At 42.4% G+C, this 15,148-nt stretch carries 11 protein-coding genes, 1 pseudogene and 1 riboswitch; of the genes and pseudogenes, 1 reads left to right on the forward strand and 11 read right to left on the reverse strand.

What is annotated here, in order from left to right; all coding sequences use genetic code 11:
- Positions 1–170: 170 nt before the first annotated feature.
- From purD to purE, 10 genes are all read right to left on the reverse strand, one after another.
- Entirely contained in the window at positions 171–1,436 is a 1,266-nt protein-coding gene (gene purD, locus ACFSTH_RS13325) for a phosphoribosylamine--glycine ligase (protein WP_377769350.1), read from the reverse strand.
- 75 nt (positions 1,437–1,511) lie between these two features.
- Complete coding sequence (gene purH / locus ACFSTH_RS13330; RefSeq protein WP_377769351.1) at positions 1,512–3,065, reverse strand: bifunctional phosphoribosylaminoimidazolecarboxamide formyltransferase/IMP cyclohydrolase; 1,554 nt, start codon at positions 3,063–3,065, stop codon at positions 1,512–1,514.
- Between the two features lie 14 nt (positions 3,066–3,079).
- Positions 3,080–3,703: a phosphoribosylglycinamide formyltransferase gene (gene purN, locus ACFSTH_RS13335; RefSeq protein WP_377769352.1), complete on the reverse strand. Its 624-nt coding sequence runs from the start codon at positions 3,701–3,703 to the stop codon at positions 3,080–3,082.
- On the reverse strand, positions 3,703–4,746 hold the full coding sequence (purM, locus tag ACFSTH_RS13340) for a phosphoribosylformylglycinamidine cyclo-ligase (RefSeq protein ID WP_377769353.1): 1,044 nt from the start codon (positions 4,744–4,746) through the stop codon (positions 3,703–3,705). Before purM ends, purN begins: the two co-directional genes overlap by 1 nt.
- Before the next feature lie 22 nt (positions 4,747–4,768).
- Positions 4,769–6,256, reverse strand: a complete 1,488-nt coding sequence (gene purF, locus ACFSTH_RS13345) for an amidophosphoribosyltransferase (RefSeq protein WP_377769354.1) — start codon at positions 6,254–6,256, stop codon at positions 4,769–4,771.
- Positions 6,241–8,484, reverse strand: a complete 2,244-nt coding sequence (gene purL, locus ACFSTH_RS13350) for a phosphoribosylformylglycinamidine synthase subunit PurL (protein ID WP_377769355.1) — start codon at positions 8,482–8,484, stop codon at positions 6,241–6,243. Before purL ends, purF begins: the two co-directional genes overlap by 16 nt.
- A complete protein-coding gene (gene purQ / locus ACFSTH_RS13355) occupies positions 8,462–9,154 on the reverse strand; it encodes a phosphoribosylformylglycinamidine synthase subunit PurQ (protein ID WP_377769356.1) in 693 nt (230 codons plus the stop codon). The genes purL and purQ overlap by 23 nt, the downstream gene beginning before the upstream one ends.
- Before the next feature lie 4 nt (positions 9,155–9,158).
- Complete coding sequence (gene purS, locus ACFSTH_RS13360; RefSeq protein ID WP_377769357.1) at positions 9,159–9,401, reverse strand: phosphoribosylformylglycinamidine synthase subunit PurS; 243 nt, start codon at positions 9,399–9,401, stop codon at positions 9,159–9,161.
- A gap of 54 nt (positions 9,402–9,455) precedes the next feature.
- On the reverse strand, positions 9,456–10,604 hold the full coding sequence (gene purK, locus ACFSTH_RS13365) for a 5-(carboxyamino)imidazole ribonucleotide synthase (RefSeq protein ID WP_377769358.1): 1,149 nt from the start codon (positions 10,602–10,604) through the stop codon (positions 9,456–9,458).
- Positions 10,601–11,083: a 5-(carboxyamino)imidazole ribonucleotide mutase gene (purE, locus tag ACFSTH_RS13370; RefSeq protein ID WP_377769359.1), complete on the reverse strand. Its 483-nt coding sequence runs from the start codon at positions 11,081–11,083 to the stop codon at positions 10,601–10,603. The genes purK and purE overlap by 4 nt, the downstream gene beginning before the upstream one ends.
- 191 nt (positions 11,084–11,274) lie before the next feature.
- Positions 11,275–11,373: riboswitch (purine riboswitch) on the reverse strand.
- Positions 11,374–11,697: 324 nt separating this feature from the next.
- Between purE and ACFSTH_RS13375 the strand changes: the two genes are divergently transcribed.
- Positions 11,698–12,981, forward strand: a complete 1,284-nt coding sequence (locus ACFSTH_RS13375) for a glycosyl hydrolase family 18 protein (protein ID WP_377769360.1) — start codon at positions 11,698–11,700, stop codon at positions 12,979–12,981.
- Positions 12,982–13,110: 129 nt separating this feature from the next.
- On the opposite strand, the pseudogene ACFSTH_RS13380 reads toward ACFSTH_RS13375, so the two are convergent.
- Positions 13,111–14,904 (reverse strand): annotated as a pseudogene (locus ACFSTH_RS13380) (endonuclease MutS2); the annotation flags it as partial.
- Positions 14,905–15,148: the final 244 nt, after the last annotated feature.

Genomic DNA, 15,148 nt, shown 5'->3' on the forward strand with positions numbered 1-15,148 from the left:
TCGACACAATTTAACTCTATATGTACTTAGACGCTACTAGTGATGAAAAAGTTCTATCATTTGTTAAAGTTTATTAATAAAATAAAAAAAACCTCATCATAAACGAGAATTGATGTCAGAATCGTGAACTCTCGTTTACTCATGAGGATGTTTTAGGAAGTTTACAGTAGTTAAACTAGTGCTTTAAGTGCAATATCTGTTCTACTTTGCTTTCCTGCAAATGTAATTTTCTCCACAGCTTCATAGGCGCGTTCACGCGCTTCAGCAATCGATGCACCTTTACCAACGACACCGAGTACTCGTCCGCCGTTTGTTACTAACTGTCCGTCCTGTAATGCTGTTCCGGCATGAAATACTAGCGCACCTTGCTCTTCTGCTTCTTCTATACCAGTAATTACTTTACCTTTTTCATAACTCCCTGGATAACCTTCCGAAGCTATAATAACACACACTGCCGCATCATCATTCCACTGTATATCAAGCTCATCAAGCTTACCATTCATCGAAGCAAGAATAATGTCCAACAAATCGGTTTCTAATTTCGGTAAAACAACTTGTGTTTCTGGATCTCCGAAACGAGCATTAAACTCAATTGTTTTTACTCCATCGGCTGTCATTATTAAACCAGCGAACAATACTCCACGGAACGGCCTACCTTCCTGTACCATCGCTTTGGCAGTTGGAACAACGATCGTTTCCATCGCTGATGCAATAATAGCGGGATCAATATGAGGTAGTGGAGCATAAGTACCCATACCACCCGTGTTAGGACCTTTGTCGCCATCAAAAATCGGTTTATGGTCTTGCGCTGCGGGCATCGCCTTAACTGTTTCTCCATCAACAAATGCTAAGATCGACATCTCTTGTCCTTGCAAAAACTGTTCAATCACGACTTGATTTCCCGATGCACCGAACACTTTGTCAACCATCGCTTCATGTAATGCTTGTTCTGCTTCTTCCATCGTCATTGCTACCGTAACGCCTTTGCCTGCTGCTAATCCATCCGCTTTAATAACGATTGGAGCAGATTGCTGTCTTAAGTAAGTAAGTGCTGCTTCGTAATCAGTAAACGTCTCGTAAGCCGCAGTTGGAATATTATATTTTTTCAACAAGTTTTTCATGAAAATCTTGCTGCCTTCAATTTCTGCTGCTGCTTTATTCGGTCCATAAGCCGGTATATTCGCTTGCTCAAATGCATCGATAAGTCCCCCTGCCAGTGGATCATCAGGACCTACAATAACGAGATCTATTTGCTCTTGTTTAGCAAAAGCAACTAACTCTGCGAATTTATCGACTGCAATCGGCACGCAAGTAGCGAGTTGTGCAATTCCTGCATTGCCGGGAGCACAATATATTTCTGATACTTTTTCACTTTTTTTCAATGACCAAATGATCGTATGTTCACGACCACCGCCACCTACTACAAGAATGCGCACTCCAAATCCCATCCTTCCGAATATCTATCCAAACGTCCATTATACTACAGATCGTAATTACGATACTACTTCGAATCAGTGTTTGAAATGACGAACTTTTGTAAATACCATAGCAATATTGTTAGCGTTAGCTGCTGCAATCGATTCCTCATCTCTAATAGAACCACCCGGTTGAATAATAGCAGTAATGCCCGCTTGCGCTGCCAGCTCTACTGTATCACCCATTGGGAAGAAGGCATCGGAAGCAAGTACGGAGCCACTCGCCAAAGTAGCTGCTTGATCGATCGCAATTTTCGCTGCACCTACTCGGTTCATTTGTCCCGCACCAACACCAACGGTCATATTATCTCTAGCTAATAAAATAGCATTCGATTTTACATGCTTTACAACTTTCCAACCGAACAACAGTTGTTTTAATTCTGCTTCAGAAGGCGCACGTTCTGTTACTATTTCTAGATCAGCCACATCGAGCGTATGCACATCGCTTTGCTGTACTAGCATACCGCCATCGACAGACGTGACTACCCAGTCCGCTTTACGTTGAGCAGCAGTTTGTAGTGAATCGATCCCTAATTTTAGTAAGCGAATATTTTTCTTTTTTGTCAAAATAGCTAATGCTTCCGCACTAAAATCTGGTGCAATAATAATTTCCAAGAAAATACCTGCCAATAGTTCTGCTGTATTTGCCTCAATTACGCGGTTAGCAGCTACAATACCACCAAAGATAGACGTTGGATCAGCCGCATATGCTTTTTCATACGCTTCATGTATCGTTGCACCAATACCTACGCCACATGGATTCATATGTTTTACTGCTACAACTGCAGGTTCTTCAAACTCACGCAAAATCGCTAGTGCCGCATTAGCATCGCTAATGTTATTGTATGATAATTCCTTACCATGTAGTTGCTCCGCTGTCGTAATGTTGCCCGCTTGCGCCAGTGGTTTTTGGTAAAATGCTGCTTGCTGATGCGGATTTTCACCATAACGTAAATCTTGTACTTTTTCATACGTAACGGTGTAAGTCTCTGGCAACGTTTCGCCATTTTGCTCCAGCATGTACGTAGAGATTAGCGTATCATACGCTGCTGTATGACGGAATACTTTTCCAGCAAGTCGTTTACGAAGTTCTAACGTTGTATCCCCTGCTTCCATTACTTGTTCCACAACAGCACCGTAATCAGCAGCATCAACGACTACTGTTACAAAAGCATGATTTTTGGCGGCAGAGCGCAACATCGTTGGTCCACCAATATCGATATTTTCAATCGCATCTGCATAAGAAACGTCCGATTTTGCAATCGTATTTTTAAATGGATATAAGTTAACAACTACAAGATCAATATAATCAAACTCTAGCTCTTGCATCGTTTTTTGGTGTGCTGCATTGTCGCGAATAGCTAGCAAACCACTATGTACAGCAGGATGCAACGTTTTTACTCGCCCATCTAATACTTCGGGAAAACCTGTAACATCAGAAATACCAATTACCGGTACTCCTTCATCTTGTAGCAATTGATGCGTACCACCAGTAGATATAAGCTCAATTCCAGCTTGCACGAGTTGTCGAGCAAAATCAACGATGCCTGTTTTATCGGAAACACTAAGTAGTGCTCTCTTTATAGCCAAAACGAATTCCTCCTTTAATTTGCGTTTGTTATAATCTGGACATGTCTTCCAGTTAGTTTGATTTGCTGATTAGCAATTTGGTTAATAACGGCTGGATATAGCTCTTGTTCGACAGCATGGATTCTTGCTGCTAATGTCTCTATCGTCTCATCAGGACGAATGTCCACTGCTTGCTGAGCGATAATCGGACCGGTATCCATTCCTCCATCGACGAAATGTACCGTCACGCCAGTTACTTTGACCCCATATTCGAGTGCTTGCTCCATAGCCGCTACTCCCGGAAAAGCAGGTAACAGTGATGGATGGATATTGATCATTTTGCCATAGTAGGGTTCAACGAGTGTATTTGTAATAATACGCATATATCCGGCAAGTACAATTAAATCAACAGAACGCTTTTGCAATTCCAGCAGTATTTCTGCTTCATAGTCTGCTCGTGACGCATACTGCTTTGGCTGAAACACGAATGCTTCTACGCCACTCTGATGCGCACGCTCTACAACAGGTGCAGCTGGCTTGTCACAAACAAGAAGCTCGATAGAACAATCGAGCTTCCTATGTTGTACAGCATCTGCAATCGCTTGAAAATTACTACCTTGACCAGAAGCAAATATTGCGATCCGCAGTTTGCTTCCCATTATACAGTCACTCCAGTAAAAGTTACATCCCCTTGACCAGCTTGTACTTCACCGATCCGGTACACTTCCTCGCCTTGCTCCGCTGCTATTTGCATAGCTAGCTCCGCTTGTGCTGCTGGCACGACAAGGACAAGCCCAATTCCCATATTAAATGTCGTAAACATATCTCGCTCACTAATATTTCCTTTTTGTTGCATCAACTGAAATATCGGTTGTATCGACCATGAACCATATTCTACATTAACGTTGACCGTTTTAGGTAACATACGTGGAATATTTTCGATAAAGCCACCACCTGTAATGTGAGCCATCCCTTTTACATCTACTTGCTCCATCAGTTTCAAGACAGATTTCACATATATCCGTGTCGGTTCGATCAACACATCACCAAGTCTAGCCCCATCTAATTCTGCTAGCTCATCCGTCAACTCGTAACCTGCTTCTTCCAACAATAAGCGACGTACTAAAGAGAATCCATTACTATGAATACCGCTTGATGAAAAACCAAGGACAACATCGCCAGCTGCAATCGTTGAACCATCGATCATTTTCTTTTTGTCAACGACACCAACGGTAAAGCCCGCAATATCATATTCTCCTTCCGCATACATACCTGGCATTTCAGCTGTTTCTCCACCAATCAAAGAACAACCAGCTTGTACACAGCCTTCCGCTATCCCTTGAACAATCGCTTCGATTTTCTCAGGAATAACTTTATCGCAAGCTAAATAGTCCAGAAAAAACAACGGTTCCGCTCCTTGAACGATAACATCATTGACACACATCGCCACTGCATCAATACCGATTGTATCATGTTTATCCATAGCGAATGCTAGCTTTAACTTTGTTCCTACTCCATCTGTTCCAGACACTAGAATAGGCTCATCGTACTTATCTTTATCGAAACGAAACAAACTACCGAATCCGCCTAGCTCTGCCATTACTTCTGGACGGTACGTTCGTTTCACGTGCTTTTTCATGCGATCTACTGCTTCATTACCAGCAGCTATATCAACGCCAGCTTTTTTGTACGCCTCTGACATTAATTACACCTCTTTATTTTCATCATTTGCTGTTACTAGTAACCATTTGCTCGTTTTGTTGTTCTGTTGGATAATCATTATCGAAGCAGGCCATACAAAGTCCACGATTTCGTACTTCTTCATTACTTCCAACTGCGTCCAAACAACCTTGATGCGTTAAAAATTGCAAAGAATCAGCATTAATTTCACGTCTAATCTGTTCTACTGTCATTCGTGCAGCAATTAAATCTTTTCTCTCAGGTGTATCTATCCCATAAAAACATGGATTTTGAAACGGTGGAGAAGTAATGCGCACATGTACTTCTATAGCACCCGCTTCACGAAGCAAGTTAACAATACGCAACGAGGTCGTGCCACGAACAATAGAATCATCAATCATAACGACTCGTTTGCCTTCCACAACCTTACGTACTGCCGATAGCTTCATTTTTACACCTTGTTCACGTAGCTGCTGTGAAGGCTGGATAAATGTTCGGCCGGTATATTTATTTTTAATTAATCCTAGTTCGTATGGAATTCCTGTCTGTTCTGCATAACCAATCGCCGCAGATATACTGGAATCGGGCACGCCCGTCACAATGTCTGCATCGACAAACGATTCTTTGGCTAACATCCGTCCCATCCGTTTCCGAGCGGAGTGGATGTTAATTCCATTAATATCGCTATCTGGTCGTGCAAAATAAATATATTCCATCGCACACATCGCTTGGCGCTCTGCTTCTGCGAATCGCTCTTCTCGTAATTCATTATCACTTAGAATAAGTAATTCTCCTGGTGTAATATCACGCACATACGTCGCACCGATCGTTTCAAATGCACACGTTTCTGATGAAAATACAAAACCAGAGCCTACTTTTCCTAATACTAATGGACGAAATCCATGACGGTCTGTCGCTGCTAACAGCTTATCGTTCGTCATAATTAATACAGCGAAACCACCATTCAATCGAGCTAAAGCTTCCTTCGCTGCTGTTTCAAAATCTGCCGAGGAACGAGCAATCAAATGAGCAATTACTTCCGTATCACTAGTTGTTTGAAATATCGATCCTTGCTGTTCTAGCTCTGTACGAATTTCTCCGGCATTGATAATGCTACCATTAGTGGCGACTGCAAGGTCACCATCACGATAGCGGAAGATGAGCGGCTGGATATTACTAGCCGCATCTTCTTCGCCAGAACTTGGATAACGAACATGTCCAATCGCTCGATCACCTTTAAGTTCCGCTAACTTCTCTTTATCAAATACTTCTTTTACAAGCCCTAACCCACGATAATAACAAAAGCGGTTTTTCTCTTTTGTGTCCACTGTACAAATACCAGCACTTTCTTCGCCACGATGTTGCAGTGCATGCAACGCATAGTAAGAGAGTGTGCTTGCATCCGGCACATTAAATATACCGAGTACGCCGCATTCTTCTTTTAATTTGTCAGCAAATTCGCTACGGCCATTGCCTTCATTGTAATGCTCTCCCAGCCAAAGCTTCGTCTGCTGAATTACTTCATCAGACATGGGATCGCTTCCTTCCAGACTTTTTCCAGGTTAGCAACTGGTGCATCAATTTTTGCAGCACCATTTACTTCTATTTGAAGCTGTGAGCCAGTTACTTCACCAATCGTAGCATAAGTAACGTCATGCTCTTTTAGCACGCTCGCAAGCTGCTCTACGTTCTCTTTTTTCACGGATAACAAAATACGGGATTGTGATTCACTGAACAATAGATGATCGGCACGAAGCGTCGTTTCTAGTGCTACTTTCGCTCCCAGCTTACCGCTTATTGCTGATTCTGCTATTGCAACAGCTAGTCCACCTTCTGATAGATCATGAGCCGAAGCTACAAGCCCTGCACGAATCGAAGCAAGTACTGCTGCTTGTGTATTCTTTTCTACTGTCAAATCAATTGCTGGTGGACGTCCGGCACTTTTCCCTGTCATCACATATTGTAGTTCACTACCGCCAAATTCCGCTTTAGTTTCACCTAGCAATACGATAACATCGCCTTCTGCTTTGAAGCTTTGTGTTGTAATATGAGCAAGGTCATTCATCAAACCTACCATACCAATAACTGGTGTAGGGTAGATTGCACCTTCTGCATTTTCATTGTACAAACTAACGTTACCACCAATAACTGGTGTATTCAGTACGACACAAGCTTCTGAAATACCGTCAGCAGATTTTTCTAGTTGCCAGAATACTTCTGGTTTCTCCGGGTTACCAAAGTTAAGATTATCAGTTACCGCAAGTGGTTCTGCTCCCGAACAAACGATATTACGACCAGCTTCTGCTACAGCAATTTTACCGCCCACCTCTGGGTCCAAATAAACATAACGACCGTTACAATCCGTTGTCATTGCAATCGCTTTGTTCGTTCCTTCAATAACTACTACTCCTGCATCAGATCCTGGAGGAACTGCTGTCGCTGTACGTGCCATATAGTCGAATTGATTATATACCCATTCTTTACTCGCAACAGTCGGAGAAGCTAGTACGTCTTCTAATGCTTTATTTAAATCTGTAATTTCTTCAAAATCGGCACTATCGATCATACCGTTTTCTCTATAATAAACTGGTTCAGCAGATGGCTTGTGATACACTGGGCAATCATCAACAAGTGATTGAACTGGCATATCTGCCACTTGCTCTCCTTTGTGGAATAAACGTAATCTACCGTCGTCCGTAACTTTTCCTACTTTGGCACAAATAACGTCCCATCGCTCAAAAATTTCCATCGCTTGCGCTTCGTGCTGTGGTTCAATAACGAACAACATTCTTTCTTGTGATTCAGAAAGCATCATTTCGTATGCCGTCATGTCAGACTCGCGTTGCGGTACATCGTCCAAATATAACTCTAAACCATTGCCCGCTTTTGCTGCCATCTCTGCACTAGAACAAGTAAGCCCAGCTGCTCCCATATCTTGAATACCAAGAACAATACCGGATTCGATCAATTCTAGTGTAGCTTCCATTACTAATTTCTCCACGAATGGATCGCCTACTTGTACTGGCGTACGGTTTTTCTCCGACTCTTCAGATAGTTCCACAGAAGAGAATGTTGCTCCGTGAATACCATCTCGACCTGTTGGTGGACCTACATAAAATACCGGGTTACCAACTCCTTTGGCAACACCACGCTGAATTTGATCGTGATTAATAAGACCAACACTCATCGCATTAACTAGTGGATTTCCTTCATAACTTTCGTCAAACATCAATTCGCCGCCAACAGATGGCACACCAATCGCATTACCATAACCAGCAATACCAGCTACTGCGTTTTCGAACAAATACCTTGCTCGTTCACTTTTTAGATTACCAAAACGCATACTGTTCAAAGATGCAATCGGTCTTGCGCCCATGGAGAAAATATCTCGCAATATTCCGCCTACGCCAGTAGCCGCTCCTTGATATGGCTCTACAGCAGAAGGGTGATTATGGGACTCAAGTTTGAATACAACCGCTTGATTGTCACCAATATCTACAATTCCAGCACCTTCACCAGGACCCATCAACACTCGTTCACCAGTAATTGGAAACTTCTTTAAAATTGGCTTGGAGTTTTTATACGAACAGTGCTCAGACCACATAACGCTAAATACGCCGATTTCTGTATAGTTTGGCTTGCGTCCCATATATTTACATACAAGCTCGTATTCTTCTTCCGTTACACCAAACTGCAAATAAATTCGTTCAGAAGCAATTTGTTCTGCTGTAGGTTCCTTAGCTGTTAACTGTTGTGCCATTTTTTTCCCTCCATGCTTTTAGAATCGATGTAAAGATTCGTTTGCCATCCTCTGATCCGAACAGCTCGTCCATCGCCCGCTCTGGATGCGGCATTAGCCCAAACACGTTACCTGTTTCGTTTACAATACCAGCAATATTATCTAAAGAACCATCAGGATTATAATCAGCTGCATAACGCAGCACTATTTGTCCATTTGCCTGCATAGTCGCAAGCGTTGCTGAATCACAATAATAGTTACCTTCTGCATGTGCGATTGGCAACGATATTTGTTCTGCTGCTTTATAATCACCTGTAAATGCTGTTGCATTATTTTCTACTACTAGAGACGTATATTTACAGCTGAACTTCAAGCCTTCGTTCGGCATAAAAGTTCCTGGCAGTAAGCCTGCCTCTGTTAAAATTTGAAAACCATTACTAATACCAATAACTAACTTGCCTTGCTCTACTGCTTGCTTTAATCCATCAATGATTGCCGCATGACTTGCTAGTGCTCCAGGACGTACATAGTTACCGTAAGTAGCACCGCCTGGCAGTATAATAACATCGTAATCAGATAAATCAGTTGTTTCATGCCATACATATTCGACTTGTTCACCAATTGTCTTAACAGCTCTATAGCTGTCTATATCGCCATTTGACCCAGGAAATACGAGTACTGCAAACTTCATAGTCTTACCCCTCCAGTTCAAAACGGTAGTCTTCCACTTCAACATTGACAAGCAGCTTTTCGCACATTTCTTTCACGCGTTTTTCTGCTTCGTTGCGATCATTCGTATCTAGTTCAATTTCGATAAATTTGCCGATACGTACTTTTCCTACCTCATTAAATCCAAGTGACTGTAGCGACTTTTCTGCCGCTGAACCTTGTGGATCCAATACGTTTTGTTGGATTGTGACATAAACTTTTGCTTTCATGAGTAGCCTCCTGAATTTCGATTTAGTTAATTTCTTAAGTGGTGAACAAGATAATTACCATAACGCGGTTTGCGCTATCCACTCTAGTGCAGCATCAGTACTTGCTCCAATAACATTAACATGACCCATCTTGCGATTCATAGCTGCTTCCTGCTTACCATACAGATGTAACTTTGGTGTAACAGCTAATTGCTGTGCTGCTGCATCCGGCTGACACATATGAGCAATTAATGGCTCCATATGCTGACCTAGCACATTCACCATAACAACAGGTGTCATGAGCGTCGTATCGCCTAATGGCAATCCGCATACCGCTCGAATATGCTGCTCGAATTGTGAAGTGCGACAAGCGTCCGTCGTATAGTGCCCGCTATTATGCGGTCTTGGCGCCAGCTCATTGACATACAATTCGCCGTTTGCACAAGCAAACATTTCGACTGCGATCAGCCCTATAACTTGCAGCTTCTCAGCAATAGCCGTAGCTAATTGCTCCGCTTGCTTACGCATCTGCTCGCTAATATTGGCAGGCACGATCGATAGATGGAGAATGTTATTGACATGTATATTTTCAGCTACAGGAAAAACTTTGATTTCTCCCTGCGTGCTGCGTGCTGCTATAACGGATATTTCTTTTTCAAATGCGATAAATTTTTCAACGACAAGCTCTACGCCTGATTTGGCTACTGTTTCATAAGCTTGCTCTATTTCCGCTTCATCACGGATAACCCATTGTCCTTTGCCATCGTAACCACCTGTAGCTGTCTTCAGTACACATGGCGTACCAAATTGTTTGACAGCTGCGCTTAGTTCTGCAACGCTTGATACTTGCTTATATGGAGCAACGACAGCGCCAGCTGCTTCGATTGCCGCTTTTTCGCGTAATCGATGCTGGGTGGTGAATAACAATTCGCTGCCTTGTGGCACGTAGCTTTCTTTCATTAACATAGCGGCTACTTCAGCATCGACATTTTCAAATTCGTAAGTAATAACATCGGCTTGTTTAGCTAATTGCTGTGCCGCTTCTTTATCATAATAAGGAGCAATAATTTGCTCACATAGTTGTCCCATTGGACTATCTACTGTTGGGTCAAGTGTAATAAAACGATACCCCATTTTGCTACCTTCTTGTACGATCATCCGACCCAGCTGTCCTCCGCCGAGCATGCCGATGGTACTGCCAGGAGCAATTATTGGTGCGCTCATAAGTCGCTACCTGTAAGTACCGCTTGTTGCATCTGCTCGCGACGTGCTATACAGCGTTCACGCACTTCTTCATCGAATGCTCCAATCATTTGCCCTGCCATAAGTCCAGCATTCGTAGCGCCAGCTGCACCAATTGCCATTGTTGCAACAGGTACGCCACCTGGCATTTGTACAATCGACAACAAAGAATCTATTCCATTTAATGTGGATGATTTGATCGGAACACCAATAACCGGAACAATGGTTTTGGAGGCAACCATGCCGGGCAAATGTGCAGCTCCGCCAGCTCCAGCAATAATTACTTTCAATCCACGCTGAGCAGCTGATGCTGCATATTCAAACATTAAATCTGGTGTGCGGTGCGCCGAAACTACTTTTTTCTCATAAGGAATAGCTAATTCGTCCAAAATATCACAAGCTAGCTTCATCGTTTCCCAATCTGACTTACTTCCCATGATTACTCCTACCTGCACAGACATGACTGCATACCTACCTTCATTCACGTTTTCGTTAACAATATCCTGTCAGCGTTCATTCACATTCAGAAGTGCCGCAGTACCAGAGCAGATAGAGGTGATAGCAACATATGTTATATGTCTATACCATTGCTAATAAACACAAATCAATCATAGTTTGCCAACAATATAGCAGCCTAATACATTATTTATGCTCATATATCCAATCCACTCGTAGTCCAGAAAATGCGGTTTCCGGGTAGAAACGTTCGAGCCTATCCCGAACATATACGAGGCGTTAACTGTATTCCATTACTTCATCTAGCACTCTTATATTTTAATCCAATTCCACAATAGCTGTCAACAAAAATACGAACATTAAACTATTAAAAATTATTAAAGTTCGCCTTTTGCGGATTACTTTCACAATTTTCTATAATTTCAATGGCACTTGTACGTTAAAAATAAAAAATAAGTGATTTTACAATGAATCCATTTCCATTTTTAGGTTAAGAGCGTATAATTAACTATAATATTTCGTACAATTCAAATGAAATCAGCAATATTTAATCATTTTCTGCCAACTCTACTAATAGACTTGAATTGTAGTAGAACGTTTTTTGGGAGGTTTGATCCTGTTGCTCATCCATACAATTAATCAAGGCGATACCATGTCCACATTGTCTCAGCAATACCAACTAGATCTCGAACATATAGCCATTGCCAATGGTCTCACATCTGCTAGTTCACTCGTCATTGGGCAAGCAATCATTATTCCGCTCACAGCTACAGTGACCGAACATCGAACGAATGCGGGAGAAACATTAGCAGATATTGCACAACAGTACGGCGTTACTATATCAGCTGTTCAACAAATGAACCAATTGCATAATCCTGCACTTATTGAAGTTGGAGTACCGTTACATATTCCAGCAATAGACAAACAACCTCTAGAAATTAACGCCTATTGTGAAGCATTCAGCGAAGTTGGTGCAGCACTCGTTCGCGAAGCAAGCCCTTCTCTTACTTATTTAAGTCCGTTCAGTTATCTTGTCAAGGCTGATGGTACTTTGTTAGCGCCAGAAGATGGTTTGCTCATCGATAGCTCATACGAACACAGTCTCATGCCGATGATGGTCATTACTAACCTGCACAACGGTACTTTCGATTCTCAAATTACACATACTATTTTTCACGATAATATAGTCCAGCAGCGATTACTGGAGCAAATCACTTCTACGATGCTGTTGAAAGGCTATACGGCGCTTAATGTCGATTTTGAATATGTATTGCCAGAAGATCGATTAGCTTATAACCAGTTTTTACGCACATTAACAGACAGACTGCATCAACATGAACTACTAGTTGCTACATCACTCGCACCAAAAACATCATCGCAGCAGACCGGGATTCTCTACGAAGCACATGACTATGAAGCACATGGTCAGATCGTAGATTTCGTCACATTGATGACCTATGAATGGGGCTGGTCTGGTGGACCACCTCGAGCCGTAGCTCCACTGAACGAAATAGTTAAAGTATTAAACTATGCGCTATCCGTTATTCCAGCCAACAAAATTATGCTCGGCATGCCATTATACGGATACGATTGGAGTTTACCTTACGTACAAGGTGGCAATTGGGCTCAGCCAATTAGCTCACAAGAAGCGATCAAACGAGCAGCAACAAACAACGTTCCCATTCAATATGATGAAACAGCTCAATCCCCCTACTACTACTACACGGATGAGCAACAAAAACAACATATTGTCTGGTTCGAAGATGCACGCAGCATCCAAGCAAAACTGAATATCGCCAAAGCACACCAGTTACGAGGGTTGAGTTATTGGGTACTTGGGCTTGCATGCCCACAAAACTGGACACTGATTGACAACAACGTAACAGTAAGCAAATTACTCTAATCGCCTTTCTTTATAAACTTCCTGCGGCCTACGGCAAATCGAATAGAACAGGCTTAAACTTGAAAATAAATAAAGAGCAGTTGACAGGCACTTAGGCTTATCTACTGCTCCTTATTTATAGATATATTAATTCAAATCATACCCCTCTGGATACAACTCACTTGCTCGGAGTTCTAACCTGACTCGCTTCGCATGTACTTCCACCAGCTCCCCTTGATAGAGCACGGTCAAGTTGTGACGTGTATCTCTCCCCTTATAGACGATGGCCGGATCGTTGTGCTCCAGCAATCTTACTTTATCCCCCATAAAATACTCGATCAGATTTTCCGCAACTTCTTCTGTAACTTGTGGCTTGGTTACTTTACTCTCGTGAAGACGGTCCATACGATAGTCCTTTTGCTCCATATAGCTCTTCGCTCGCTCCAGAACTTGCTCTTTTAAGTTCATTTTCTTCGAAATCCAGAGCGCATTACTCTCACCGGATTGTCCAATAATCAGCTTATATTGCGGCTCTAGCGTTTCGCTATTGAATTCCATCGCTGCATTCATGAAGTCAACATGCAATTCTGAGAACTGCTTGATCTCACCATAATGAGTAGACGCTACCGTAATACACCCCATATGGTAAAACTCCTCTAAGATTGCGATTGCAAGGGCTGCCCCTTCATTCGGTTCCGTGCCGCTGCCAATCTCATCGAATAGCAACAGTGTGTTCCGGTTCGCTTGGTGCATAATCTCAGATATATTCTTCATATGCGATGAAAAGGTACTCAACGCGTTCTCCATACTCTGATTATCGCCGATATCCACAAAAATTTTCTTGAATACAGCGATTTCTGTAGCAGGGTCCGCCGAAACGTGGAAACCTGACATTGTCGCAAGCGTGATCAGTCCAATGGTTTTCAAGACAACGGTCTTCCCACCGGCATTCGGTCCAGTAATGATCAGACTACGATAGGCATCCCCGATTTCGAAATGCAATGGAACAACGTTGCCAGGAAGCAGCGGATGTCTGCAATGGATTAACTTGATATATCCATGATCATTAATTCTCGGTTCGATCCCGCTGATGCTTTTGCTATATTTCGCTTTGGCAAAAACCATATCATACTGACTAATCAGATCAATATTTATTGTTATTGGATGCATCTGTTCAAAAATAAGGTTCGACAGTTCCGCTAATATTTGAAGTTCCATCATCACTTCTTCTGCCCTCAATCCCGATAAATCCGCATTGTGCTTCGCCACCGTCGAGGGTTCAATAAACACTGTCGATCCTTTGGAAGACACTTCGATAATCGATCCCGCTACCTGATTCTTATACGCCGCTTTGATCGGAATCGTGAAACGGTCATTCTTCTTACTGACAAAGAATTCTTGAATGTACTCCTTATTCGCACGATTCTTTAGGAATTTCTGTAACTGCTCCTCAATCCTAGCTTCGGTGATCTCGATATGTTTGCGAATCCGCTTTAGCTCTTTGCACGCACCCGAATCTACGCGATTCCCCTTAATTGCAAATTGGATGCGATCTTCGATCTCGAGAAACTCTACCATCGAATATGCATAAGAGCTCAGTTTGGGCGCATAGAATTCCTTTTCCATCATGAACTTCTTAATCTTCCGACAACCGCGCAGGAAATCGGCAACGGCGATCAGTTCCGAAGGGTCCAATACCATGCCTTTTTGTAGCTTCTCCAGCATATACTCAATATTCGAGATCCCTAGCAACGGTACACGACTTTCTGTATCCAAAACCGCTCTAGCCTCTGTCGTTTCATTCAACCGGAGTCTAATGACTTTGATATTCGAGCTTGGTTCGAGTTTATCGATCAACTGTTTTCCAAGATTACTCACGCAATATGTCTTCACCATTTCCTTCAGTTCATTATATTGTAATTTGTCTGTTGTATTTGTGTTCATCGCTTCATTCTCCTCACGATCTATTATTATCATGATGAAGATCCCTACATCATAAGATTTCAATATCTATACTCAAATAAGCACAAAAAAAAGCTGCAGGAGACCCACAACTTTGTTGACATGTATTCAGCATACTCCAACATCCAACAAATCAAGGCTACCACAAGCAGCTGTAACAATCCTCAGTCGCTGTGATTCCCTTTATTCACCGGCTTATGCTTTATCATGTAACGTAGGTATCTTC

Source organism: Paenibacillus yanchengensis, assembly GCF_042684845.1.
Classification (GTDB): Bacteria; Bacillota; Bacilli; order Paenibacillales; family Paenibacillaceae; genus Pristimantibacillus; species Pristimantibacillus yanchengensis.

Coding starts and splice junctions, on each gene's coding strand:
- purL (WP_377769355.1), bottom strand. CDS start 8,484: ATGGCACAACAGTTAACAGCTAAGGAACCTACAGCAGAACAAATTGCT.
- purK (WP_377769358.1), bottom strand. CDS start 10,604: ATGAGCGCACCAATAATTGCTCCTGGCAGTACCATCGGCATGCTCGGC.
- purS (WP_377769357.1), bottom strand. CDS start 9,401: ATGAAAGCAAAAGTTTATGTCACAATCCAACAAAACGTATTGGATCCA.
- purE (WP_377769359.1), bottom strand. CDS start 11,083: ATGTCTGTGCAGGTAGGAGTAATCATGGGAAGTAAGTCAGATTGGGAA.
- purN (WP_377769352.1), bottom strand. CDS start 3,703: ATGGGAAGCAAACTGCGGATCGCAATATTTGCTTCTGGTCAAGGTAGT.
- purF (WP_377769354.1), bottom strand. CDS start 6,256: ATGTCTGATGAAGTAATTCAGCAGACGAAGCTTTGGCTGGGAGAGCAT.
- purM (WP_377769353.1), bottom strand. CDS start 4,746: ATGTCAGAGGCGTACAAAAAAGCTGGCGTTGATATAGCTGCTGGTAAT.
- purQ (WP_377769356.1), bottom strand. CDS start 9,154: ATGAAGTTTGCAGTACTCGTATTTCCTGGGTCAAATGGCGATATAGAC.